Origin of the sequence: Riemerella columbina DSM 16469 (assembly GCF_000374405.1) — a bacterium.
Lineage (GTDB): Bacteria > Bacteroidota > Bacteroidia > Flavobacteriales > Weeksellaceae > Riemerella > Riemerella columbina.
The window spans coordinates 1-23970 of sequence record NZ_KB894217.1; the positions used below are offsets into that span (position 1 = coordinate 1).

25 protein-coding genes are annotated in these 23970 nt (G+C 35.6%); 11 read left to right on the top strand and 14 right to left on the bottom strand.

What is annotated here, in order from left to right; translation table 11 throughout:
- The first annotated feature begins 402 nt into the window (after positions 1–402).
- The 3 genes from gpmI to map are packed head-to-tail and all read left to right on the top strand — an operon-like array spanning position 403 to position 3234.
- Entirely contained in the window at positions 403–1932 is a 1530-nt protein-coding gene (gene gpmI / locus C237_RS0100005; protein ID WP_018674426.1) for a 2,3-bisphosphoglycerate-independent phosphoglycerate mutase, read from the top strand.
- Between the two features lie 42 nt (positions 1933–1974).
- Positions 1975–2406 carry a BT0820 family HAD-type phosphatase gene (locus C237_RS0100010; protein WP_018674427.1) on the top strand — a complete coding sequence of 144 codons (432 nt, stop codon included), beginning with the start codon at positions 1975–1977 and terminating at the stop codon, positions 2404–2406.
- 18 nt (positions 2407–2424) lie between these two features.
- Entirely contained in the window at positions 2425–3234 is an 810-nt protein-coding gene (gene map, locus C237_RS0100015; protein ID WP_026315388.1) for a type I methionyl aminopeptidase, read from the top strand.
- A 6-nt stretch (positions 3235–3240) separates the two neighbouring features.
- Here the strand turns inward: map and C237_RS0100020 are convergent, their stop codons facing one another.
- From C237_RS0100020 to C237_RS12545, 7 genes are all read right to left on the bottom strand, one after another.
- Positions 3241–3522, bottom strand: coding sequence for a barstar family protein (locus tag C237_RS0100020; protein ID WP_018674429.1), 282 nt, complete (start codon positions 3520–3522; stop codon positions 3241–3243).
- A 2-nt stretch (positions 3523–3524) separates the two neighbouring features.
- Positions 3525–3962 carry a ribonuclease domain-containing protein gene (locus C237_RS0100025; protein ID WP_018674430.1) on the bottom strand — a complete coding sequence of 146 codons (438 nt, stop codon included), beginning with the start codon at positions 3960–3962 and terminating at the stop codon, positions 3525–3527.
- 9 nt (positions 3963–3971) lie between these two features.
- Positions 3972–5234: a porin gene (locus C237_RS0100030; RefSeq protein ID WP_018674431.1), complete on the bottom strand. Its 1263-nt coding sequence runs from the start codon at positions 5232–5234 to the stop codon at positions 3972–3974.
- 104 nt (positions 5235–5338) lie between these two features.
- Entirely contained in the window at positions 5339–6304 is a 966-nt protein-coding gene (locus C237_RS0100035; RefSeq protein WP_018674432.1) for a transporter family protein, read from the bottom strand.
- A 32-nt stretch (positions 6305–6336) separates the two neighbouring features.
- Positions 6337–7383 (bottom strand): cytochrome-c peroxidase, encoded by a 1047-nt coding sequence (locus C237_RS0100040; protein WP_026315390.1) that lies wholly within the window; start codon positions 7381–7383, stop codon positions 6337–6339.
- A gap of 69 nt (positions 7384–7452) precedes the next feature.
- The gene (locus C237_RS0100045) at positions 7453–8265 is read right to left on the bottom strand and encodes an MbnP family protein (protein ID WP_018674434.1); all 813 of its coding nucleotides are present in this window, start codon (positions 8263–8265) and stop codon (positions 7453–7455) included.
- Positions 8266–8357: 92 nt separating this feature from the next.
- The gene (locus C237_RS12545; protein WP_156809683.1) at positions 8358–8729 is read right to left on the bottom strand and encodes a hypothetical protein; all 372 of its coding nucleotides are present in this window, start codon (positions 8727–8729) and stop codon (positions 8358–8360) included.
- Between the two features lie 221 nt (positions 8730–8950).
- Between C237_RS12545 and C237_RS0100055 the strand changes: the two genes are divergently transcribed.
- The gene (locus tag C237_RS0100055) at positions 8951–9565 is read left to right on the top strand and encodes a porin family protein (protein ID WP_018674436.1); all 615 of its coding nucleotides are present in this window, start codon (positions 8951–8953) and stop codon (positions 9563–9565) included.
- Between the two features lie 71 nt (positions 9566–9636).
- Positions 9637–9924, top strand: a complete 288-nt coding sequence (locus C237_RS0100060) for a hypothetical protein (RefSeq protein WP_018674437.1) — start codon at positions 9637–9639, stop codon at positions 9922–9924.
- Here C237_RS0100060 and C237_RS0100065 read toward each other — a convergent pair.
- The 4 genes from C237_RS0100065 to C237_RS0100080 form a co-directional block, all read right to left on the bottom strand.
- The gene (locus tag C237_RS0100065) at positions 9902–11965 is read right to left on the bottom strand and encodes a hypothetical protein (protein WP_018674438.1); all 2064 of its coding nucleotides are present in this window, start codon (positions 11963–11965) and stop codon (positions 9902–9904) included. The genes C237_RS0100060 and C237_RS0100065 overlap by 23 nt on opposite strands.
- A gap of 1 nt (position 11966) precedes the next feature.
- On the bottom strand, positions 11967–12611 hold the full coding sequence (gene mtgA, locus C237_RS0100070) for a monofunctional biosynthetic peptidoglycan transglycosylase (protein ID WP_018674439.1): 645 nt from the start codon (positions 12609–12611) through the stop codon (positions 11967–11969).
- A gap of 89 nt (positions 12612–12700) precedes the next feature.
- A complete protein-coding gene (locus C237_RS0100075; RefSeq protein ID WP_018674440.1) occupies positions 12701–13525 on the bottom strand; it encodes a VanW family protein in 825 nt (274 codons plus the stop codon).
- On the bottom strand, positions 13526–14608 hold the full coding sequence (locus C237_RS0100080; RefSeq protein ID WP_018674441.1) for a toxin-antitoxin system YwqK family antitoxin: 1083 nt from the start codon (positions 14606–14608) through the stop codon (positions 13526–13528).
- Positions 14609–14749: 141 nt separating this feature from the next.
- On the opposite strand from C237_RS0100080, the gene C237_RS13765 reads away from it, so the two are divergent.
- The 4 genes from C237_RS13765 (at position 14750) to C237_RS12555 (ending at position 17101) form a co-directional block, all read left to right on the top strand.
- A complete protein-coding gene (locus tag C237_RS13765) occupies positions 14750–14971 on the top strand; it encodes a hypothetical protein (RefSeq protein WP_018674442.1) in 222 nt (73 codons plus the stop codon).
- A 170-nt stretch (positions 14972–15141) separates the two neighbouring features.
- A complete protein-coding gene (locus tag C237_RS13770; RefSeq protein ID WP_018674443.1) occupies positions 15142–15612 on the top strand; it encodes a GLPGLI family protein in 471 nt (156 codons plus the stop codon).
- 111 nt (positions 15613–15723) lie between these two features.
- Complete coding sequence (gene dapA, locus C237_RS0100095) at positions 15724–16602, top strand: 4-hydroxy-tetrahydrodipicolinate synthase (protein ID WP_018674444.1); 879 nt, start codon at positions 15724–15726, stop codon at positions 16600–16602.
- Between the two features lies 1 nt (position 16603).
- The gene (locus tag C237_RS12555; RefSeq protein ID WP_018674445.1) at positions 16604–17101 is read left to right on the top strand and encodes a GNAT family N-acetyltransferase; all 498 of its coding nucleotides are present in this window, start codon (positions 16604–16606) and stop codon (positions 17099–17101) included.
- Between the two features lie 6 nt (positions 17102–17107).
- On the opposite strand, the gene C237_RS0100105 is transcribed toward C237_RS12555, so the two are convergent.
- The 3 genes from C237_RS0100105 to proS all read right to left on the bottom strand — a co-directional run bounded on the left by C237_RS0100105 (position 17108) and on the right by proS (position 21029).
- Entirely contained in the window at positions 17108–18442 is a 1335-nt protein-coding gene (locus tag C237_RS0100105) for an Nramp family divalent metal transporter (protein WP_018674446.1), read from the bottom strand.
- 116 nt (positions 18443–18558) lie between these two features.
- Positions 18559–19530: a DUF937 domain-containing protein gene (locus C237_RS0100110; protein ID WP_018674447.1), complete on the bottom strand. Its 972-nt coding sequence runs from the start codon at positions 19528–19530 to the stop codon at positions 18559–18561.
- A gap of 23 nt (positions 19531–19553) precedes the next feature.
- A complete protein-coding gene (gene proS, locus C237_RS0100115; protein WP_018674448.1) occupies positions 19554–21029 on the bottom strand; it encodes a proline--tRNA ligase in 1476 nt (491 codons plus the stop codon).
- Positions 21030–21160: 131 nt separating this feature from the next.
- Here proS and C237_RS0100120 point away from each other — a divergent pair, with 131 nt between their 5' ends.
- Together C237_RS0100120 and C237_RS0100125 are read left to right on the top strand one after the other, a co-directional pair.
- Positions 21161–22147 (top strand): hypothetical protein, encoded by a 987-nt coding sequence (locus C237_RS0100120; RefSeq protein ID WP_018674449.1) that lies wholly within the window; start codon positions 21161–21163, stop codon positions 22145–22147.
- A gap of 24 nt (positions 22148–22171) precedes the next feature.
- Positions 22172–23557 carry an OmpP1/FadL family transporter gene (locus C237_RS0100125; protein WP_018674450.1) on the top strand — a complete coding sequence of 462 codons (1386 nt, stop codon included), beginning with the start codon at positions 22172–22174 and terminating at the stop codon, positions 23555–23557.
- Positions 23558–23970 lie beyond the last annotated feature (413 nt).

Below are 23970 nucleotides of genomic sequence, written 5' to 3' on the forward strand. Positions count from 1 at the left end.
TGAAGCTTTTAGCCTGCGGCATATAGCCGTCAAAAAACTAAGTTCTAAGCTCTCACCTCTAATCTCTTTTTTCGAAAAAAAGTTGTATAATACGCGCGTTACGCGGGATTTAACTTGTGTGTGTGTGTGTGTGTGTGTGTGTGTGTGTGTGTGTGTGTGTGTGTGTGTGTGTGTGTGTTTACACTTTTTTCTGAAACTACCAAATTATTTAGTAGTTTTTTTTGAGAAATTTTTAATATGCTGGTTTCTTGTAACATAATGGCAACAAAGGTACAATAATTTTTTTATTGTGCAAGAGATAATTATTTTTTCTGTTACAAAAGTATTCTATTTAAATCGTTATTGCCTTTTATACTTGAGATATTTTCGTAAATTTGTTGTTCAATAAAAAACTATTACAACATGTCAAAAAAAGCCATATTAGCCATATTAGATGGTTGGGGTATCGGTACAGACGATAGTATTTCCGCCATTGCTCAAGCCAAAACTCCATTTATAGATTCTTGCTACAAAAAATTTCCTCATACCACCCTTGAAGCTAGTGGACTAGCGGTAGGTTTACCTGCTGGACAGATGGGAAATTCTGAAGTAGGACATATGAATTTGGGAGCAGGGCGTGTGGTATTTCAAAATTTGGTTAAACTCAATATTGCAGTAGAGAACAATACCCTTGCACAAGAACATGTGATTGTAGAGGCATTGGAATATACTAAAAATAACAATAAGGCATTGCATTTTATAGGACTTGTGTCCGATGGTGGCGTTCATGCCCATATCAACCATTTAAAAGGTTTACTTTCTACTGCCAATGATTTTGGGCTTAAGGACAAGGTCTATGTTCATGCCTTTACTGATGGCAGAGATTGCGACCCTCATTCTGGAAAAGATTTTATAGAAGATTTACAACAGCATATGCAGCAGACCACAGGGCAGTTGGCAACCATTGTTGGGCGTTATTACGCCATGGATAGAGACCGCCGTTGGGAACGCGTAAAATTAGCGTATGATGCCATGGTTCATAATCTAGGCGAGTATACACAAAATCCACTAAAAGCCATACAAGAAAGTTATGGTAACGATATCACCGATGAATTTTTAAAACCGATTATCTGTACAGATGAGGAACTTAAACCAATTGCCAAAATCAATGATGGCGATGTGGTTATTTGCTTTAACTTTAGAACGGATAGAGGTAGAGAAATTACAGAAGTATTGACGCAGCAGGCATTTCCAGAGTATAATATGACTCCTCTTAAACTACATTATGTTACCCTTACCAACTACGATAAGGAGTTTAAGGATGTTAATGTGGTCTTTGATGAGGAAGTGCTACAAGAAACCATGGGGGAAGTTTTGGAACGCCATGGCAAATCTCAAATTAGAGTGGCGGAAACCGAAAAATACCCACATGTTACCTTTTTCTTTTCAGGAGGTAGAGAAGAAGTTTTTAAAAATGAAAGTCGTATTCTTTGCCCAAGTCCAAAAGATGTAGCCACTTACGACCTAAAACCAGAAATGTCAGCTAAAGAAATTACCGATAGAATAGTGCCAGAAATAGAGAATGAAACGGCAGATTTTATATGCCTCAATTTTGCTAATACTGATATGGTAGGGCATACAGGCGTATTTGAAGCAGCAGTAAAAGCGGCAGAAACGGTAGACCAATGTATTGAAAAAGTAGCAACTACGGCATACGACCATGGCTACGCGGTATTCATTTTGGCAGACCATGGCAATTCTGATGTGATGATTAATCCAGATGGCTCACCCAATACCCAGCACTCCACCAATTTAGTGCCTTTAATCGTAATGGATAAAGACCGCGAGTGGAAATTGAAACCTGGGAAATTGGGAGATGTAGCCCCAAGCATCCTAAAAGTGATGGGGATTGAAATTCCTGAAGTGATGACGGGAGAAATCTTGGTGTCTTAAACGGAGTTCATTAGTAATAGTTAATAATCTTAAACATAAATTATGCTTAATAATAAAAAATTAGCCATCGATTTTGATGGTACCATAGTAGAAGATGCCTATCCAGGCATTGGAAAACCGAAAGTATTTGCCTTCGAAACCTTAAAAAAGCTTCAGATGGAAGGTTACAGATTGATTCTTTGGACTTACAGAAGTGGCAAAACTTTAGATGAAGCCGTAGAATTTTGTAGAAAAAATGGTTTAGAGTTTTATGCTGTTAATTCTAGTTTTGAAGGCGAAGTATTCGACCATGCCACACAAAGTAGAAAAATAGATGCCGATTTATTTATTGATGATAGAAATTTAGGCGGATTCCCAGGTTGGGGCGAAGTCTATAATATCATTAAAGATAAAATAGAATTCCGTGTAGAAGGTAAGGAAGTCTTAGCCTATTCTAAAATGAAAAAGGAAAAGAAAAAAGGACTATTTTGGTAATCTAAAAAACTTAAAACATTGATACAATTAAAAACAATAGAGGAACTTCGGTTGATGAGAGAAAGTGCCCAACTGGTGTCTAAAACACTGGGGATGTTGGCAAAAGAAATCCAACCTGGGGTCACTACCAATTATCTAGACCAATTGGCTGCAGATTATATCCGAGACCATGGTGGTGAGCCCGCATTCTTAGGGATGTATGGTTTTCCTAAAAACTTATGTATTTCGCCTAATGAAGAAGTAGTCCATGGTATCCCAAACGATAAACCTTTAAAAGAAGGCGATGTACTTTCGGTAGATTGTGGCGTTTATATGAACGGATTTTATGGTGACCATGCCTATTCTTTTGAAGTCGGCGAAGTAGCTCCTGAAACTAAAAAACTACTTAAAATAACTAAAGAATCGCTCTACAAAGGACTAGAGCAATGTGTGCGTGGTAAGCGTGTAGGCGATATTTCTAATGCTATACAGACTTATTGTGAAGCGCACGGTTATGGTGTAGTAAGAGAATTGGTAGGACATGGCTTAGGCAGAAAAATGCACGAAGACCCACAAGTGCCCAACTACGGCAGAAAGGGAAGCGGTAAAGTACTGAAAGATGGTATTGCCCTCGCCATAGAACCCATGATTAATATGGGAACTCATGAGGTGGTATTCCATTCGGATGGATGGACAGTAACGACGAAAGATAACTTACCATCGGCACATTTTGAACACGATGTTTGCATCATTAAAGGTAAACCAGTGTTGCTTTCTACTTTCCAGTACATCTACGATGCCTTAGGCATTAAAAGCGACGAGGAAGCCCCATTCCAAATGGAGTTTTAAAGAATATTAACCCTCGTATTGCTCTAAATAATACGAAAAGCTAAAGTCCTCTACTTCGGTATCGAGGTCTTCTAGGGTTTCTAATAAAGTTTCAAAATCTTCCAATTGCCCTACACTCATATTGACAAATTCAAGGTGTAAGGGCAATGGTATATCCCCTGATATGACATCGGCGAGTGCATCAAGATTATACCCAAAATAATCGGGTAATTCCATTTTTTGTTTCAATTGGGTATAGAAGTATTCTTCATCGCCAATATCGGTGAAATCTATATATACGGTATTCATAATTATTGTTTTTTTAAAGTTTTGTAATGATTTTTAGTCAGCCAAACTTCACCAGTTTTGGTATAAATAATTCGGTCTGCACCACGCCTACCACAATTGTAATTTACATCGGCTTCAAAATAAATTTTGTCCTTTGGAAGTTGTCGCTCCCTATTGCCAAATCTATCACCACCGATGGCACGATTGGGGAGCACTTCGCATAAATTTCCTTTAGAAGGTTCCCAACCTAATTTTTTAGCCTTAGATTTTGTAATATAATAATCGGGGAGTTGGTGGTGCGTTTTTACATAATTAATGACTTTAGAATCTTGGGTAAGTTCCTCTATTGTCGATAGGTTTTCGGTAGGAGTTGTCTTTGTTGGGCTTTGGTAAAGGGTATAAATACCTAACCCAATCAATAGGATTGAAATAATGAAGATAATGGGCTTGTTCTTTAGCATAGTATTCTATTAAATCCCAATTTCTACTTGAAAACGCGTGTACCAATTGTGATGGGTTCTGCCATCTAAAAAGAACTGATTATTTTTACTTACTTCTAACTGAACCTTAAAGGCGTGTTCCCAAATATATTTAGTCAATCCAAACGAATATTGGTGATGGATTGGAACCAAATTTTGGATTTCCTTTTTAGGTTGGTTATAAGAATATCTACCAATTAGCTCCCAGTTTTTAGGGAACATATAGCTCAGCTGCGTATCATAACCATACCCTGATAATACAGGAACGGCTTTGGATAAATCTGCACTATAAGTGATAGGGTTTTGGGCTTGTCTCGTCATATAGGCTACTACTGCGGACCAGCCTTGGTATTTCATCATTCCATCTATAAAAATAGATTGCAGGTCTCGGCTTTCAAATAACTTGTTTCCTCTTTGTCCTTGGGCAAATATGGCTTTTTGATTGTAATGATAGGTGGCACCGAGATACAGTTTTGGTGTGGTTTCTCTTTGTAAATCCCCTTCAAAGAACTCGCCATTTTTTTTGAATTTTCCTAACGGGTAAAGCTCTAAACGCCCAGTGTAAGCCAAACCATCTGTTGTACTATTGAAATTTCTACCTTCCCCTGTACTGATGGCCGCTTTTAAGCGGTAGCCCCAAGTTTGGTTTTTGGGAAATTTGGTGTAGATGGCTTGCAAGCCAAAATCTCTATCAATATTAAACATGGCATTGTTGATAGAGCGGTCGGTAAGGTCTAGTGCGCCAGAAGAATTGGTACGCTGTCTATTTCCAGGTAATTTGGTTTGTCCAAAGCCAAGGGTCAATTCATCATTTGCACGGTAGAATACCATGGCGTCTCTTATCACATTTAGATAACTGCCGTCTTTTATTTTACCCACATCATCTGGGGCAAAGGAAAGCTGTATGGCATATAAGAATTTTGGATTCCCTACATAGCCATCAAAACGGAGGCGTAAACGGCGGATAGCGGCCTTGTATTCCGTTGGGTGGTGTTCGCTAAAGTCTGCTTCCAATCGGTTTTGCATTCTAAAGCGAATATTAAACTGAAATAAACTATCTGGAGCGGTAATGCCTACTCCTTTCCCGAAATTATAGTATGGCAAGGCATCTAGATGAATTTGTTTTAAAACCTTTTTGGGAACAATGGTGTCTTTTTTTACAATGAATGCAGAATCTTTTACTTTTGTGTTTTGGGCTTTAAGTTGAAAGATAAAGCCACAACTTACTAAACTCAATAATAGCTTTTTAACCATAATCAATTCATGTATTTTTTCGGACGGCAAGATAAAAATTTTATATTAAAAATCCCTTAAAATAAATGCGAATTTTAAGGGATTTTAGTTGATGCACTGACCGATTATAGTTTCCAATTGATATACAAAGAATGCCTATGGTTAATTTTTACATAGCCATCTGATAAGGCGGATTTTAGTGGGATTTGGCTTTCCACCCCGATATTAAAATATTTAAACGATGCTTCAGCACCGATTTTACCTAAAATAATGTGTCCCCCTGTATGAGGAATTTTTTCGCCCACTTGTACATTTTGGAAATACTTTTCTGTAGCGATACCGAGTCTTGGCGATAGGCTAAAATCTTTAAAATCGTGGATGTAATATCCCATAAGCGAAGTGTTCCATTGGTCGCCAAAACGATAGTATTTTTTGTTTTGATTTTTAAAAGTATAGTCCGTAGAAAAAGCCACTGCCCATTGATTTTTAAAATAGGTATAATTAATTACTGCAGAATAATCCCAACTTCCCGTACCTTTCTGGAAACTTGGGTTATAAGTTTGGGAAGAAGATTCGTCAAACTTAGCAATGGGAACTTTAACACCCGCCCCTAAATACAAACGGTGATTTTGTAAACTGTCTAAAGCAATTTTATAAATTACAGAAGCATTAAGGTCGCCAACGCCAGATAAAGACTGCTTAGGTTGCGTTTCTCTATGATGAAAATGATAAGGAATACTGCCATAGAGGTCTAAATTTTTTGCGAATGGAAATCTACCCCAAACTTGTAGGGTATTGTAGTGTTCGGGAATATCGTAATCTGTATTTAAAACATTGGATTTTGAAGTGTAGGTTTGATGAAGATATTTAACGCCGATAAATTGTGGATTTAAAATACTCTCAAAACCAGAAGATGCACTACCAACCGAACAGCCACAAGCATCGCAATCGTCGTATAGCAAAATAGAAGATGGGGTAGGGTGGTAAGGTTTTACATAAAGGCTATCTTTTGCGTTTAAAGTATAACTTCCGAGAAGGCAACTACTCCATAACAACAGTAGAAGTATTTTATTTTGGATTGAATTAAACATATTAATAAAGGTTTTTTTAGTGGATTAAAAATTTATTCTGAAAATTTTGGATTATGGATAAACTCTGGGTCGTTTAAGGTTTGTAAAAAAGCAATTAATGCCGTTTTTTCGTCTTCCGAAAGTGGAATCCCGATGCGCCCTGGTACTTTTTTAAACTCTGGGTCTAGGTTGGGCTGGTCTTGCATCCCATGGTCATAGAAGTCTAGCATCGCTTTTAAGGTATAAAATCGCCCATCATGAGTGTATGGTGCGGTATAGGCAACATTCCTTAGCGATGGTACTCTAAATTTTAAATAATCTTCGTCTTTCCCCGTAAAGCGTTTTCTACCTTCGTCTTTTAAAATTGAATTATATGGTACTCCCATATTTCTAAAACTTTGGTCGGTAAATAGCGCCGTAGAATGGCATTGGGCACATTTATTATTAAAAATGGCATAGCCTTTAGCTTCAAGTGGTGTAAAAGTAGTACCTTCATTTCTCATCACTTGGTCGTATTTGCTATTGGCAGAAATAAGGGTAGAAACAAACTGGGTGATAGACTTTAAAATTCTATCTGCCGTTATCTTTTTATCGCCATAAACAATACTGAATAAGCGCTGGTATTCTCTATCATGCTTTAATTTTTCGATAATGTTTTCCATATTTTCATCCATTTCTTCATGGGTAGAAATAGGAATAATGGGTTGTAGTTCTAAGTCAGTGACTACACCATCCCACATATAATGTTTTAGAAAAATTAAATTCTGTAATGGGGGTGTGTTTCTCATCCCTTCTCTACCTTCTACGCCATGGCTTACGGCATGACCGTGGTGGGTAAATGCATTTTCTTGGATATGACAAAAAGCACAAGCCACTGCATTATCTTTCGCCAATCGACCATCGTAGAATAACTTTTTACCCAACGCCACACCATATGTTGTGGGCGGATTTCCTTCAATATTATAAACTATTTTAGGAAAATTACTGGGGATTTCTAGTGGATAAGGCTCGTCAATAGGTAGCGGAACGGTTTCTGTATCATTTCTGCACGCCCACATAAGGCTGAACAAAAACAGTGCAGCAATATAGTAAGACTTCATAGGTTTAGTGGTATTGAAAACTAAGGAAACAGCCTTCTAAGCCATTTCCTTAGTAGTGATTAAACAATTCTAATCATTATGGACATGGTCTACTCTAAACATTTTAGATAGATTGTCAGCCGTTTGCTGAATAATTTGTGCTTTTGGATGCATGGCTGTGGCATTGTCTAGTTTCAATTCAATTTTATGCTGTCCACTTAAAAAATGATTGATATCCGCCATAATATGAATTTTCGGAGCAATATTCTTACGCACTTTAGCCGTTTGTGGTAAGTCTATCGAAACTACTTTATATACATTGGGGGTGTTAGATTTTGCAGGATCGCCCATGTTAGCAATATGTATTTGAAAATGCTCTGAAAGGTTATCGCCATAGCTACCCTCAAAGTTTACAAATTTATATCCTGAAGCCCAAGACCAGTCCATATCACTTTTCTTAGCTTTATCCCAGAATTTGGCTTGTTTGTCTTGACCTAAAACATAGGCTTCTGGTGAAATTCCAAGTCCGAATCGTACAGTTTTGTAGTCGCCCGCTGGAATATTTTCCATCACGAAGTTGTGTGTTAATGAGTTTTCTTCTTGATCTACAATATAAGCACCTTGGTCAGGATCGGAATAGTGGTATTTTACCTCTGTACCATCTGTTTTGGTTAGTATAACATCGCTGACAATATATTTTAATTTACTGAATTGATGTTTCTGTCCAGAACTAGAGGTATAAGTGCCACTAAGCCCTGTCATGGTTTGCTGGTTAAAGATATTTTCAAACTTAAGCGTTACTTGATTGGTTTCGTTGCTATTGATTTCTGGTTCTTGATCTCTGTTACAAGATACAAGTGTACTTGCTAAGGCTACCCCAAGCATCATGATATAATGTTTCATAATTTTAAATTTAATGGATTAATTATTATAAAAGCATCAGAATGTCTATCTCATTTAAAATAGAAAAAATGATGAAATGCGAAAAAATAACATTATACCATTGGGGGATGCCACCAGAGATTAACCCATGGTTGACCGCTTAGCTTTTCAAAGTAAAAAGTTTGGGAATTAAGCGTGGTCACTTTTGAAAAAGTAATTTTCCAAGATTCTAGAGATATGGGAATAAAGGCAATCGTTTCGTAAAGACTAAAGCCTTTAATAGATTGTAAATCGTCCCCAGATTTTTTTAGCTCTTTTTCAAGTTGACACTTACCATGGCACTCTAGTTCGGGACGATTTTTATTAATACATAAATTCTGTTCTATATAATTTTGGTTCAGTTTAAAATGCAGAATTATGATGCTTTGCTGTAGAGATAGCAAAACAATCAATAATGACATGCTGATACAGAACCATTTTCTCATACCACAAAGTTACATAGAAATTGCTATATCACTTATATGACTCTAGTCATAAGACGAGGTACGATATGCTAAAACACCAAGACAAGCATAATAAATCAATTAAACGATTGTTTAATTTATACTCAATCTAAATAGTTTGGCAAGGGTTTTGAATAATCAGTTCTAACCACATTTAAAAGATGTGAAATTTAAAATTGAAAAAAACTTAAAAAGTTTAAATTATGAAAAAAGTATTTTTAGGATTAGCCTTAGTGGCAGGATCTTTATCGTTCGCTCAACAATTTGGAGCTAAAGCAGGTTTAAATGTGTCTTCTCTATCTAAAGATGGTTATGATGATGCTAAATCTAAAGCAGGATTCTATGCAGGTGTATTTATGAACGCACCTTTAGCAGAAAACTTTAGCATCCAACCAGAGGTGATCTATAATAACTTAGGAGCTACACTTACTAAAACTGACAATTTTGAGCATAAAAGAAATTTAAACTATATTTCTGTGCCAGTAATGTTCCAATATAATGCAACTCCAGAGTTTTACTTAGAAGCTGGTCCAGAATTTAGTTTCCTTGTAGGTGCAAGTTCTGAAACTAAATTTGAAAATGATTTAGCAAAAACTACTTATAAAAACTATAAAGAGTTAAATAAAGATAACTTTAATGGTTTCAACTTCGGAATAGGGCTTGGTCTAGGGTATAACATCACACCAAATATTGGAATCAATGCAAGATATGTTGCAGGATTTACTGATACTAATAAAGATGGTGTTACATCATTAACAAATGATAAAAACAAAAACAGAAACAACACATTCCAAGTTGGTTTAGGATTTAAATTTTAATTAGATTTTATATCCATAACAAAAGGTTGCCAGTTTTGGCAACCTTTTTTATTTTTGTAGTCTTATCACTTATGAAAAAAAGACAATATCAATCCTCGGAACTGGTAAAAACTTTTGCTAAAAAATTTGGGTTTGAAGAAAAGCTATTAGCCCTTCAAATTAAAGATTTTCTGGAAGATTATCTGGATGATGCTTTATTCCGAGAAATCAGTCAGGTAGACTTAAAATCTCAACACTTAACCATTCGGGTTAAATCGCCATTGCTAAAACACGATTTTAGAATGAAAAAAAACTTTTTCTTAGATAAGTTCAAAACTATAATAGGCGAGGAGCAGATTAAAGATTTATCTTTTTTATAGGCGTTTTCTCTTTATCGTCATCGCCCACTCCTTCGCGTATCATCTGCTCTGCGGTTTCATCTAAATCGGATTTTAATGGCAAGAAGAATTTAAATGGATTTTTAATAAAGGAACGAAATATCTCTTTGTAGATTAAACTGACTTCCCCAAAATTGATTTTTCTAGACCTAAATGCCAACGACATTGATAGCCCAAAACTTACAATAAAGTTGAAAAATCCAATGATAAATACCGTAGTTAGCCCAATCCAAAAGGTGTAAGCACTAACATCAAACCCTTTACCATAAAGCCCCAAAGCAAAGTTTCCAGCGGCAAAGGTAATGTGTCGAATATCCAAATCTAATCCTAAGAAATGTCCAATAGGTGCTGTAGCCCCCATAAAGATACCAAACCATAGATTAGAGATAATACCCGCCCAATTTTTAGCATAGAACACCGAAATATTTCTAGAAACGCGTTTTCCAAAAATACTATTAAGATATGGGTTTTTAGATAGGCGTTCAGGAATTTTATAAAATCTAGAATTGTTGGCAACATTCCCCGCAATAATCCCCGATACAAATAAGAATACCCCTGCAATACACGCGTGGAAAATAGCTTTAGATTCAAATGGGTTTAAATCGTGGAGTAGTTTGTCGGATTTGTCTACTGCAAAATTCTGTAAAAACAAAATATCTAGACCATAAATCAATACTAATGCTACGGGGAACGCCAAAAGAATATTCCCTAGAAATGCAATAAACTGTGTGCGGAATAGTTTTGCTACTAAATGAGCAAATTCTACATAATTTTTGCTGGTGTTTTTATCTTCGGAAAGTACTTTAGCCATAGTTGTCGCCGTCATAGCGGGTTGTTTGGTTGCTAGGGTATAGTGTAGAAGATAAATTAAAACAAATCCCATAGCATAGTTGAAAGAATAGAGTATGGCGTGTATAAACTCGCTACCATGGAAATAACTATAAAACATTTTGAGTACACACAAAAAACCTACGATAATACCTCCACCCGCGGCACGCCAGAACATAGTAATATATTGATGTTTATTAGATGCGATATAGTGCTTTCCTGTTTGGGCTGTATGCGCGGTTATCAGGTGCGAAATTTGTAATGTGCTTTCTGCAAAAAGTTCCCGAAAATTATTCCTATGTGATTTATAGCGCAGAATATTCCTAATTAGGGTAAGTGATTTTATGCGTTCATCTTCGCCTTCGTCTAATACCAAAAGTGGCATAATTTCCGAAATTCTTACCAATTGCTGTCTAATCTTCATTAGCGATTGGTTGGTCTTCCCAGAAATACCATATTTAGAAGTGTTTTTGAATGCAATATTAATAAATTCTAAACATTGCTTGAGGTAGATTTTGGCTTGTTTATAATGTTCGTCTTTAGAGTTGAGGTTCAGCTCTGTATTTTCCTGATAATTTTCTACCAGATAATCCATTTCATTTTGTAGTGCAATAAATGGATTGTCAAAGTTTTTGTATTCTGGCGCCATTTTTAAAACATCTACATCCAAAGCATTGCCAATGGCACGCCAAACCAATATGTTGATGGATAGTAACAGGTCTTTTTTTACCTCTTTATAAGAAATTAGCTGTTCAAAATTCATTAATTCTAAAAACTTCAGCCAATCTTTTTCCGAAATATGAAGTAAAAAATCAAAATTCAGTTTAGAATTAAGCAATACTTTTTCCACAACATAAGATACCGTGTCTTCGTCTTCTACTGCGGGAAGAATTTTAGAAATAATCCGTTTCTTTAACTCTGGGAAAAAAGAATTTTCTGATAATATATTGGCTTCTGTAAGGGCAAAGGCAATTTTTTTATCTCGAAAAACATTATAAATATAATGAGAAAAGTTGTCGCATAAGTCTAGGTGTGCTTCTAAAATTTCTAGAAAATGAGTAAATCCTCTTTGCTTGATCGCACAGAATATCTCGGCTAATGGCTCAGGCGAAGAGGTTTCATTTTTAAAAGTAAAATATTTACGCAGTAAATCTTCTACTGGATTTTTAGAGGGTTTTCGAAATAAGTGTATCATACTATTTTAAAGACATATAATTCATTTGACGCATCACCCAGCGGTGTTTTTTATTGAGATAAGGGGTAGGGTGGAGTGGGTCGTATTTTTTTGGATTGGGAAGTATGGTGGCAATCCATGCGGCTTCGCTTTTGGTTAAGTTTTTTGCAGGTTTATGGAAATAATATTGTGCCGCCGCTTCTATACCGAAAACGCCACGCCCCATTTCTATGGAATTCAGATAGCGTTCCAAAATGATATCCTTATTCCATATTCTTTCTATGATAAAGGTATATACGGCTTCTAGCCCTTTTCTTATCCAACTTCTACCATTCCAAAGAAATAGATTTTTTGCAGTCTGTTGTGATATGGTGCTGCCCCCTTGCACTGTTTTTTTCTTCTCGTTGTGCTTCATGGCTCTTTCAATGGCTTTAAAGTCAAAGCCGCTATGCTTATAGAAATTTTGGTCTTCGGAAGCGATGACGGCCAATTTGATTTGATCACCCATTTCATCCAACGGGATATAATCTCTATCTAGCTTATGAAAAATCCATAGCCCTTGAAGCTGAGTAATGGTAATGATGGGGTTAAAAAACCGACCTGCCACCAGCATTAGGATATTAATCAATGCTAAAGTATATATGAGCCTTTTAATGAATTTCCACATTTATTCTAACTTAAAAATACGCTACAAAAATAAGTTATAATTATGACATAGGATTTATCCTTGTAGTAATATTCTTTAGATGGGATGGTCTAGTCTGGCTCTAGGGTGGTATATTCTTCTGGTGTATAGACTACTCGTGCGAAATTTTTAGTAATTAACTCTTGTTTTATGGTGTTACCCGTAGTTTTGTCGATTGTTTTTTTCCAAATTTCATTCGTCCTAAAAAACGAGTCGTTTTGTTTCAAAAATTGATGATGCTTTTCAAAAACATGATAAGCGTACGCCATTTCTTTATCGCTTAATAATTCTCCTTCAAGTGTATGTTCTGTTAACCAAATTTTAATTTGAAAATTGGCATTGGTATTATTGGTGAATTGATAATCTATATAGTTGTAGAAAATTGCAGCCCCACTACCAAAAGGTAAAATGCGACCTTCATCTGGAAAAGGGTCAAAAGAATGTTGAGATTTCTCAACAATGGTTAGAGGGCTATGTAAAACCATCCAATTGAGCAAGTTGGCAATCTGACAAATCCCTCCTCCAATTCCTTCAACGGCTTTACCAAAAGATAATTCTAAGCCTTCTACATAGCCTTTTCGTTTCGTAGGGCGACCAACTAATTTGCAAAATGAAAAGGTTTCCCCAGGTTTTATAATGATACCATCAATCTTGCTAGATGCTAATTTAAGATTGATGATTTTGTTTTTTTGTAGACGCATATCTACATTACCTAACTTTCTTAATAAAATTGATTTATGTTTTTTAACCCGAAAAGGAAGCGAAGTTTTAGAATGGTGTTTAGCGTAGTGTTTATGATCTAAATACCATGTTCCAAATCTTCTGATGCGTCTTAGCCATACGGCAATAAAGTATAAAGCAGGATGCCTTTGGCTTAGTAGTTTCCTTTGTCTCATCTAATCATGAATTTTTGATGACACAAGATTCCCATTTTTATAGGTTTCAGTTTTATGAAGTTTACCTTCACCATTGTAATATTTCCAAACGCCTACTTTTAGTCCATTTTCGTTTTGCCCTTCTCTTTCTATAGTACCATTGCGAAAATAAACCTTTTCAATACCATGTTCTACATTGTTTTTATAACCGATTTCAGAAACTAATAGTTCACCATTTAAAGCATATTGTTTCCAAATTCCCGACTTACTGCCTTTGTCATAAGCGCCCTCTAATCTGGTTTTTCCATTGGGATATTTCTCGATAAAATCGCCATCTTCTAGCCCATCTTTATATTGAGCATAGCTTTCGAGGTTGCCATTATCATAGTATTCACTGATATTTACAACTTGGTCTTGGTCGTATAACGTTTTTTTCAGTAGAGTCCCTGCTTCGGAATAAACTTCCTCATAACCATGTTGTTTGAAGTCTTTATAATTTTGAATATGGTTGACTTGTCCATTAGTAAAAAACTTTTTATCCGTATAAGAGCCTTTACCACTATAGATACGCTCTCGAGTGATTTTTCCAGCATTCGTTTTTTCTATCCATTTTCCAGTAGGTTCATCATTTTTATAATGTTCCTCAACTTTGCCATAGCGTTTGGTAAATGTACCATCCTTAGTACCGAGTTTAAAGCTTTCTTGCTCTTTTAGTTTGCCATCGCTATCGTAGTAACGCCATAATCCATCTTGTTTTCCATTGATGTATCTTCCTTCTACTTTTATTTTTCCATTAGGGTAGTAGGTTTGATATGTATCTACGGGAACACCATTTTGATACGCCCTTTTTTGAATCAGATTTCCCTTTTTATCAAAACCTTTTAATACACCATTTCTTTTCCCTTCTACAAAATGAACTTCAATATAAGCCCCACTAGACTCTGCAATTTTAAAATACCCATTCAAAAGGTGGTCTTTTTTGTCTTTGTAAATGATTTCTTTACCAAATCTTTGTTCCGAAATATCATTTTTACTAATTAATTTTTGAGCAGATACATTATAATATAGCCCTAGTAAAACAATACTGAATGCTATTTTTTTCATATTCTATTAGTTTTATCTACAAATATAGGGAAATATATTGTGATTTTCATACAACTAATTAAATAGTTAAAATATGTTAAAACTTTTATTTGTCTAAAATATTAGTTATATATTTACAAAGTCAAATAAAAAATATTAGTTATGATTAAAAAAAGAATTTTATTATTTGCACTATTGGTTTTTAGTGTGATAAGTTATGCTCAAAGTTATAAATTCATTTATGAATTAGATTGGAAATCCAGTCCAGACTCTTCAACTCATAAAAAGGAGTTGTTTGTACTTTTAACAGAAGAGAATCAACCTTCATATTTTGCGGAATACGAAAAATTTAAGCAAGACTCTGTGCATTTACTAAAGCTGTAAATGATTTTAAGAGGAGTAAGGGTGGTTCTCTTGGTATTCAGTTAAGTGGAAAAGACCCGATTTTTACCTCTATTATCTTTAAAGATATTCCCAAAAAAGAAATTAAAATAGAGGATAAAGCATTTTCCAATGGATTTGAAACCACTTACCACTGTACTATTCCATAGCAGTTGTCACAAGAAGAAATTTCTAATACCATTATGGGATACCCCGTGATGAAGGCAACCGCAGATTTTGGTGGAAGACTATGGACAGCCTATTATACGCCAGATATTCCTATTAACGATGGACCATATAAGTTCTATGGATTGCCAGGCTTAATATTGAAAATACACGATAGCACCAACGATTACAACTACGAAATAAAAGCCGTAAGTAAAGAAAATCACGATATCAGCGAGCGAAACTTCGGAGGTTCACCTATAGCTACTTTATCTCCAGAGAAATGGGAAGAGTTTTGGGAAAAATATAAAGCCCAACCGTCTATAGTGCTAGAAAACTTGGGCAATAAGCAAGTCACTTATGTGATAGATGGGGAAAGTGTTGCTAAAAAGTCGGTGAAGGATAAGTACAACAAAAAGGAATGGAAAAGACTTAAAAATTTTGAAAACCCTATCGAATTAACGCGAGGGTGTAAATAATACAGATAATACTGAACGATTTAAAATTAAAATTCAGTCAAAACTTATTGGCTGAATTTTTTATTAGATTCAATAATAATGCTTAAATTTGAACACTAAATATTTTAAATTATGACGAATTTATCAGGTCTTGGTGTAGCCCTTGTAACCCCTTTTAATAAAGATTTATCCTTAGATTTAGACGCTTTAACCCGTTTAGTAGAATACAATATTGAAAACGGAACCAATTTTCTAGTGGTTCTAGGCACTACGGCTGAAGCGGCAACACTTTCTAAAGAAGAAAAAGAAAGCGTTATCCAGCATATTATTAAAGTCAACAATTCGAGACTACCTTTGGTTTTAGGAATTGGTGGCAATGATACCATGGTAGTAAAACAACAAATCGAAAATACAGACCTTTCGGCGTTTGAAGCGGTGCTATCAGTGTCGCCATATTATAATAAGCCTAATCAAGAAGGCATTTATCAGCATTATAAAATGTTAGCTTCTACGGGAAAAAACATCATTATTTATAATGTACCAGGCAGAACAGGGCAGAATATAGAAGCCCAAACAACACTAAGGCTAGCAAAAGAATTTCCAAATTTAATGATGATAAAAGAAGCTGCACCAAACATTTTGCAATATTTCGATATTTTAAGACAAAAACCATCGGGATTTTCATTAATGTCAGGAGATGATGAGTTTACTTTACCTGTAACTTTAGCGGGTGGCGACGGTGTGATTTCTGTGATTGGTCAAGCTTACCCAAAAGCTTTTTCGGAAATGATTCAATTGGCTAAACAAAACAAAGTAAAAGAAGCTTACGCAATTCATAATCAGTTGGTAGAACTCACGAGATTAATCTTTGCCGAAGGTAATCCTGCGGGAATTAAAACGGTGTTAGCCGAGAAAGGTATTATCCAAAACTATCTACGGTTGCCATTGGTTGCTGCGTCGGAAGGCTTACAGCAAAAAATAAAATCAGAAATGGTACAGATTAATCTTTAATATGACGACTTTTTATCAGTTAGATTCTAAAGCTATTCCTTTAATTCAGGAATTAGCATCAAAATCTTGGCGTAGCAATTATGCCGAGATTTTGTCTTTAGAGCAAATCCAATATATGCTGGATACAATGTATAGCACCGAAACATTGAAAGAACATTTTATCCATCCAAAATACCATTATTATGGGATAAACTATCTTAATGATAATGTAGGCTTTATAGGCTATGAAACAGATATAGAATCTTCGACTACCAAGTTGCACCGCCTTTATCTATTGAAGGAATTTAAAGGAAAGGGTATAGGTAAGGAAGTGATGGATTTTTTGAAACATCAAGTGGTAGCTTCGGGTAATCATCGTGTGATTTTAAATGTCAATAAGCAAAACCCCGCCATTCAATTCTATGAAAAGCAGGGGTTTAAAATTTATGATGAAGGTGTTTTTGATATCGGTCAAAACTTCGTGATGGACGATTATCTTATGGAGTGCCTTTTGGGTTGATATTAATTAGCCTTTTATTTCGCTATACACTAAGTAAATATTGAGTACTACAATGATTAAAGCAATAATCATTGCGGAATATTTTAAAAGCCCTTTGTTAGCAAACTCGCCCATTTTTGTTTTGTTATTAGTAAATAATACCAATGGCACTACGGCAAAACTCAATTGTAAAGATAAAATCACTTGACTAAAAATTAGCAATTCTGCTGTTCCTTTTTCCCTATAAATAATCGCGACAATCATAGCAGGTACTACCGCTAAAAGTCTGGTGATTAATCTTCTTAACCATGGTTTTAATTTGATATTTAAAAATCCTTCCATTACAATTTGTCCTGCAAGCGTTCCTGTAAGCGTAGAATTTTGCCCAGAGGCTAATAGGGCAATAGCAAATACAAAACTAGCAATACTACTTCCCAATAGCGGTGAAAGTAATTCGTAAGCATCGTTGATATCTGCTACATCTTGGTATTGGGTATTATGGAAAGTCGCAGCGGCAACAATTAATATCGCCCCATTAATGAATAATGCTAGAATTAAAGAAATATTACTATCGATTGTAGAAAATTTAATCGCCTCTTTTTTACCTTCGGTGGTTCTGTTGTAGTTTCTAGTTTGTACGATACTGCTGTGCAGATAGAGGTTGTGTGGCATCACCGTAGCACCAAGAATACCGATAGCAATATAAAGCATACCTGGATTAGTTACCACCTCTTTTTGCGGAACTAAACCACTTAAAATTGGAAAAATATCTGGTCTACTCACCACAATTTCGTATAAGAAGCAACAGAAAATAACAGCAATCAAACCACCTACTACGGCTTCTAGCCATCTAAATCCTTTGGCTTGTAATAATAAGATGACGAAAACATCTAATACCGTAATGGCAATCCCCCAAGTGAGAGGAATCCCAAAAAGCAAATTAAGCGCAATAGCCGACCCAATAACTTCTGCTAAATCTGTTGCAGCAATAGCAATTTCAGTAAAAATCCAAAGTAAAAATCCCACAGGTTTAGAATAGCTATCTCTACAAGCTTGTGCCAAATCGCGTTCTGCTACAATGCCCAGTTTTAATGCTAAGTGCTGTAACAGCATAGCAAATAAATTAGAAATAAGAATAACAGAAAGTAGTGTATACCCAAATTGTGCACCACCAGCAATCCCCGTAGCCCAGTTTCCTGGGTCCATATAACCTACGGCAACCATAAGGCCAGGACCTGCAAAGGCTAACAATTTTTTCCAAAAACTAGCATCTTTTGGAATATGAATACTAGAAAAAGATTCTGATAAGGAAAGGTTTACACTCTCTTTTTTCCAATCTTGATGTCGGTATTTTTTAAACATAATTTTGAAGTTAGTTTCGACTAACAAAAATATAAAAATTATAAAACATACACAAATAAAAAATGTCTACTCTATAAAAGGTAGACATTTTATCATTATAGACTAAACGGAATAGACTATTTTATGGTAAGAGTATCCGTTGTCGTTTGATTTATAGAGTCAACTGTTTTTATCGTGTCTGTTGGGTAGGCTAAATCTACATCTTCTACTTTGGGTTCTTTTTTATTCATCAATTTCCATGCGAACCATCCCATCAAGAGTAATAACACCAATGGAATGAGCCATTTCCAAATGGATACGGGCTCTTGGTCGTCATTTAATTTTTCTTTAGTCTTTTCCTCTGCTTGATGGAATTTGTCTTTTACGGCTTCTGCTTTTTCAGAGACATAATCTTTGGCTTCTTCATATTTCTCGCTCACAGTTTCTTTAACATCTTCAGAAACCTCATTGAATTTTTCTTTAGCATTTTCTGTGAAGTCTTCTAAATTTTCCTTAGCATCATGTGCTGTATCAGAAATTTTGTCGCCCATGTCGTGAGCAAAATCCGAAACTTTGTCTTTCGCGTTGTGCAAAAATTGCTCTGCATGTCCTAGACCTACGGCAGCTAAAGAAAATCCAGCAGGTAGTAAGTTAGATACATTGGTTTTTTCTTTGTCTAAAAGGTGTTTAAGCCCTTGAGCGTCTAGGGTTTGGTCTTTAGCATAGCGACCAACAGTGGCTAATGAGGTTAAAGTCGTAAAGCCTAATAATGCCGCAGAGGACGAACTTTTAATATCAGCAAAAGAAGCCACGCCAGACATTAAACTATCAATTTTGTCACCATAAACCATCGAAAGAATACCAGATAGTATTTCGTTGGATTCAGGGGAATTTTGACTAAGTTTGGTTAAAACATTGGTGTCTGCTAAATTTGTTACTTCTTTAAGTAAAAGTGATTTATCCGATTGAGCTACCATACCCGCTAAAACCGTAGGAATAAAAGCATTTACCGCTTTAGAAGTATGCGTTTCATTTTCGCCAAGTTGGCTTGCCAATTGTGCAATGACACCATGTCCAAATTGTCCTTTTATAAGGTCGATAATATTCATTTTTTTAAATTGTTTTTTGTTAATTAATAAGCTTTTGCAAATAGCACGCGTTGTTTTGACGGTTTACCAGAAATCATAGAAACACCTTCTTCTTTTTCGCCTTCTAGTGGGATACAACGAATGGTTGCTTTGGTTTCCTCTTTGATTTGTTCCTCTTCTTCTTCGGTACCATCCCAATGGGCTAGAATAAATCCTCCTTTAGTTTCTAAAACTTCTTTAAATTCTTCGTAAGAATCTACTTTTGTAATATGATTGGCTCTAAAATCCAATGCTTTTTGATAAATGGCTTGTTGGATTTCGTCTAAAAGATTTTTAATATAATGTTCTACACCTTCTATATTTTGAGTTTCTTTAGTCAGGTTGTCTCTACGGGCTATTTCTACGGTTTTATTTTCTAAATCTCTAGCCCCCATAGCGATTCTTACAGGTACCCCTTTTAGTTCGTATTCTGCAAATTTCCAACCTGGCTTATGGGTGTCTCTATTGTCGTATTTTACAGAAATGCCCAATGCTCTTAGTTTGTTTTGAAGGTCTAGAGCTACTTCATCAATCTGTTTCAATTGTTCTTCCCCTTTGAATATTGGTACAATCACCACTTGAATAGGGGCCAAAGTAGGTGGCAACACCAAACCATGGTCATCAGAATGTGACATGATTAAAGCACCCATCAAACGGGTAGATACGCCCCAAGAGGTTGCCCATGCGTACTCTATTTTACCTTCTTTATTAGTGAATTTCACATCAAAAGCTTCTGCAAAATTTTGTCCTAAAAAGTGAGAAGTTCCCGCTTGCAATGCTTTACCATCTTGCATTAAAGCTTCTATACAATAAGTTTCTTCTGCACCTGCAAAGCGTTCGCTTGGAGATTTTACTCCTCTTATGACAGGGACTGCCATAAAGTTTTCTGCAAAATTGGCATAGATTTCTAGCATTTTTTCGGTTTCTTCTACGGCTTCTTCTTTAGTCGTGTGTGCGGTATGTCCTTCTTGCCATAGGAATTCTGCCGTTCTTAGGAATAGGCGCGTTCTCATTTCCCATCTTACCACATTTGCCCATTGGTTAATAAGGATTGGTAAATCTCTATAAGACTGGATCCAGTTTTTATAAGTATTCCAGATAATGGCTTCCGAAGTAGGTCTTACGATAAGTTCTTCTTCCAGCTTAGCCTCTGGGTCTACCATTAATTTCTGAGGATTATCTGGGTCTGTTTTAAGTCTGTAATGTGTTACTACGGCACATTCTTTGGCAAAACCTTCTGCATTTTTTTCTTCAGCTTCAAATAAAGATTTAGGAACGAAGATTGGGAAGTAGGCATTTTCATGACCTGTTTCTTTGAATTTTTTGTCTAATTCGTCTCTCATTTTTTCCCAAATAGCATAGCCGTAAGGTTTTATCACCATGCATCCTCTTACGCCTGAGTTTTCTGCAAGGTCTGCTTTTACAACCAGTTCGTTATACCATTTGCTATAATCTTCGCTTCTTGATGTTAATTTTGCCATATTGTATACTATTTTTATTGAAATTTAGTTATCTAGTAAAGGTACTAAATAAAATTTTTATATATTTGGTACGATTTTGGATTAAAATACTTTAATAAAAGTACAAATATAAATAAAACCTATACATAATTATGAAAAAAATTAGATTAAATTTCTTGCACAAAGGTTGGGCTTACAAAGCCATTATGCTGACTTCAGTAGGTTTTTTGCTAGCCTCTTGTGGAGCACAGATGGGCGAATACACTGAAACTGATGGTGTATACTACGACCCAAATAAAGATGTAATACCAGAAAGTGTAGCAATGAACGAAGGTAATCGTGTGGATAATTATTACAATTATGACACGATGTTGGAAAAGTCCAAACAACTAGAACAAGCGCAGAAAAAAAGATACCAACAGTGGGATTCTAACCAACCAAATGATTCGGATTGGGGAACTTATGCTGGTACCGACCGATATTATAATGGTTGGAATTCTAGTTTTTATAATGGTTTTGGCTATGATCCTTATTTCTATAGTAATGGTTGGAATATAGGATTTGGTATGGGCTATGGATTTGGATGGAATTCTTACTTTAATATGAGTTGGGGCTACTATCCTTATGGCTATGGTTACAATAGATGGCGAAATCCTTATTATTACCCACATAGCGGTTGGTATGATCCATATTGGGGAGGCTATTATGGCTACTATGGTGGCTACGGCTGGAATCCTTATTACGGTTACGGTTATGGGTATCCGTATGGTGGCTATGTTGTAGTCCCACGCTATGAATATAGAAGAAGCGGGGCTACTAATTATAGAAGCCAAGGCTCTGGATCAAGTTATTCTACACCATTTAGAAGTGGTATCAGATCTAATGGGCAAGCCAACGATTATAGAACAAATCGCTCTAATCAGTCGTATCAAAGCCCTAACTACCAGTCTTCTGGAAGGTTTAGAAATGCACCGATGAATAGCAACTCTGTAAGAAGTGATAATACTTACCAATCACAATCAAACTCTAGTTGGCATAGCTCTTCAAGAGATAGTGGCTTCCGCTCTGGAAGTTCATCTAATAGTAGTTCGTATTCTTCACGCTCTAGTGGCGGATTTAGATCAGGTGGGTTTAGATAATCATATAAATAAGATTAAAAAATTATGAAAAAGAATATATTAAGTTTATGTTTAATTCCTGTGGCGGTTTATTTTCATGCTCAGGATGTATCGACCATAAGAAATACCGCTGAGGTTTATTCCAATGGACCTCAATTTGGAAGTGCTAAATATAGTGCTATGGCAGGCTCTATGGGAGCTTTAGGGGGTGATGTTTCTGCTATGAATACTAATCCCGCAGCATTGGGCGTTTTCATTACGGGAGAAATTTCTGCGACTATGAATATGGTTAAAAATTCTAATACTTCTAGTATAGCAGGAAAGTCTTTGGAGCAAGCGACCAACAAAACCAATTTAGGACAGACTGGTGGAGTAGCAACATTCACAGGTAATGACCAATGGAAGTTCGTAAACATAGGGGTTAATTATGTAAGTCAAGAACTGGAAAACTATATCCAATCCCCGAGTAGCGGTAGCATGATTACAAGAAATCTTTATGATGCTTATAATAATCCCGTTATTGGCAATTTTATGAATGTTGCACACGCTTACGATAGAATAGGCAATACTTCAAAAATGAATATTGGTATTGGAGGAAACTACAATAATAAAATCTATGTCGGTGGAAGTGTCAGTTTTTCAAGTGCTAATTTAGAACAATATGATACCCAAAGATTTTCATTAGATGTAGACAATAATGCAAATTATGATTTTAACAGAAGGTTTACTCCATTTTCTGAAAATGCTAATGGTATTTCCATAGCGGCGGGGATTATTGCTAAAGTTAGCCCTCAGTTTAGAGTAGGTGCTTCTATTGAATCGCCAACTTGGTGGAAAATGGATCGCGTATTTACGGGTCAATTATTTACTAAAAATGGCGTAGTAATTCCTGATAGCCAATGGCTGGATAGTAATGGTTTTGTTTCAGAAAACTATACTGAAGATAGAACCTTGACTACACCTGCCAAGATGACACTAAGTGGTGCCTTTGTCCCTAATAAAAGCTTTGCCATCAATATTGATTATACTTTAGGTTTATCCAAGCCTAATTATAAAGTACAAGGCGATGCTGAAACAGAACTGAATGATTTCTTTAAACAGAATTATAAAAATATTTCAGATTTTAGAATAGGGGCAGAATATCGCTACGATGCTTTTAGATTAAGAGGAGGCTATGGCTTTTCTTCTAGTGCCTTTAAGGATAATGATTATTTAGGCAAGAAACAAACATTAGGTTTAGGATTAGGGTATGATTTCAAATCATTCTTTGTAGATGCTGCTTATCAGATGATTTCAGCTGACTATAATAGCTATTATGGAAGGGGGGATTATTTTAGTAAAGATATTTCGCTATACAGCGATAAAGCTAGTATAGCAACGGTTAAAAATAAACAGAATAACTTCTTTTTAACCGCTGGTTGGAAGTTTTAATTTAACGATTACCTATTTATCATTTAAAGACTGCTTATTTAAGCGGTCTTTTTTTTTATGATTAACATCACATTAACTTAAAGTGTTTATATACGCTGTATTGTTTTTTAGTTATTGTAAATTATGAAATTCGTGATTACTTCGTAGTTTAAAATTTACTATCTTTGCGATAGTTCGCAACTGGTGGTATGCTCTTCATCCAACACTTCATGTTGTGAATTGCTTTCAAAATTTACTATCTTTGCGATAGTTCGCAACACACAGGGATTAGAAGTATATGGAAAAGATGTTGTGAATTGCTTTCAAAATTTACTATCTTTGCGATAGTTCGCAACAAGATGTTATCTTAATTATAGTACAAAGGTGTTGTGAATTGCTTTCAAATTTTTACTATCTTTGCGATAGTTCGCAAC

Bases quoted from the DNA above. Each gene is read 5' to 3' on its own strand.
- gpmI (WP_018674426.1), top strand. From the start codon at position 403: ATGTCAAAAAAAGCCATATTAGCCATATTAGATGGTTGGGGTATCGGT.
- C237_RS0100010 (WP_018674427.1), top strand. From the start codon at position 1,975: ATGCTTAATAATAAAAAATTAGCCATCGATTTTGATGGTACCATAGTA.
- C237_RS0100020 (WP_018674429.1), bottom strand. From the start codon at position 3,522: ATGAATACCGTATATATAGATTTCACCGATATTGGCGATGAAGAATAC.
- C237_RS0100025 (WP_018674430.1), bottom strand. From the start codon at position 3,962: ATGCTAAAGAACAAGCCCATTATCTTCATTATTTCAATCCTATTGATT.
- C237_RS0100030 (WP_018674431.1), bottom strand. From the start codon at position 5,234: ATGGTTAAAAAGCTATTATTGAGTTTAGTAAGTTGTGGCTTTATCTTT.
- C237_RS0100035 (WP_018674432.1), bottom strand. From the start codon at position 6,304: ATGTTTAATTCAATCCAAAATAAAATACTTCTACTGTTGTTATGGAGT.
- C237_RS0100040 (WP_026315390.1), bottom strand. From the start codon at position 7,383: ATGAAGTCTTACTATATTGCTGCACTGTTTTTGTTCAGCCTTATGTGG.
- C237_RS0100045 (WP_018674434.1), bottom strand. From the start codon at position 8,265: ATGAAACATTATATCATGATGCTTGGGGTAGCCTTAGCAAGTACACTT.
- C237_RS12545 (WP_156809683.1), bottom strand. From the start codon at position 8,729: ATGAGAAAATGGTTCTGTATCAGCATGTCATTATTGATTGTTTTGCTA.
- C237_RS0100055 (WP_018674436.1), top strand. From the start codon at position 8,951: ATGAAAAAAGTATTTTTAGGATTAGCCTTAGTGGCAGGATCTTTATCG.
- C237_RS0100060 (WP_018674437.1), top strand. From the start codon at position 9,637: ATGAAAAAAAGACAATATCAATCCTCGGAACTGGTAAAAACTTTTGCT.
- C237_RS0100065 (WP_018674438.1), bottom strand. From the start codon at position 11,965: ATGATACACTTATTTCGAAAACCCTCTAAAAATCCAGTAGAAGATTTA.
- mtgA (WP_018674439.1), bottom strand. From the start codon at position 12,611: ATGTGGAAATTCATTAAAAGGCTCATATATACTTTAGCATTGATTAAT.
- C237_RS0100075 (WP_018674440.1), bottom strand. From the start codon at position 13,525: ATGAGACAAAGGAAACTACTAAGCCAAAGGCATCCTGCTTTATACTTT.
- C237_RS0100080 (WP_018674441.1), bottom strand. From the start codon at position 14,608: ATGAAAAAAATAGCATTCAGTATTGTTTTACTAGGGCTATATTATAAT.
- C237_RS13765 (WP_018674442.1), top strand. From the start codon at position 14,750: ATGATTAAAAAAAGAATTTTATTATTTGCACTATTGGTTTTTAGTGTG.
- dapA (WP_018674444.1), top strand. From the start codon at position 15,724: ATGACGAATTTATCAGGTCTTGGTGTAGCCCTTGTAACCCCTTTTAAT.
- C237_RS12555 (WP_018674445.1), top strand. From the start codon at position 16,604: ATGACGACTTTTTATCAGTTAGATTCTAAAGCTATTCCTTTAATTCAG.
- C237_RS0100105 (WP_018674446.1), bottom strand. From the start codon at position 18,442: ATGTTTAAAAAATACCGACATCAAGATTGGAAAAAAGAGAGTGTAAAC.
- C237_RS0100110 (WP_018674447.1), bottom strand. From the start codon at position 19,530: ATGAATATTATCGACCTTATAAAAGGACAATTTGGACATGGTGTCATT.
- proS (WP_018674448.1), bottom strand. From the start codon at position 21,029: ATGGCAAAATTAACATCAAGAAGCGAAGATTATAGCAAATGGTATAAC.
- C237_RS0100120 (WP_018674449.1), top strand. From the start codon at position 21,161: ATGAAAAAAATTAGATTAAATTTCTTGCACAAAGGTTGGGCTTACAAA.
- C237_RS0100125 (WP_018674450.1), top strand. From the start codon at position 22,172: ATGAAAAAGAATATATTAAGTTTATGTTTAATTCCTGTGGCGGTTTAT.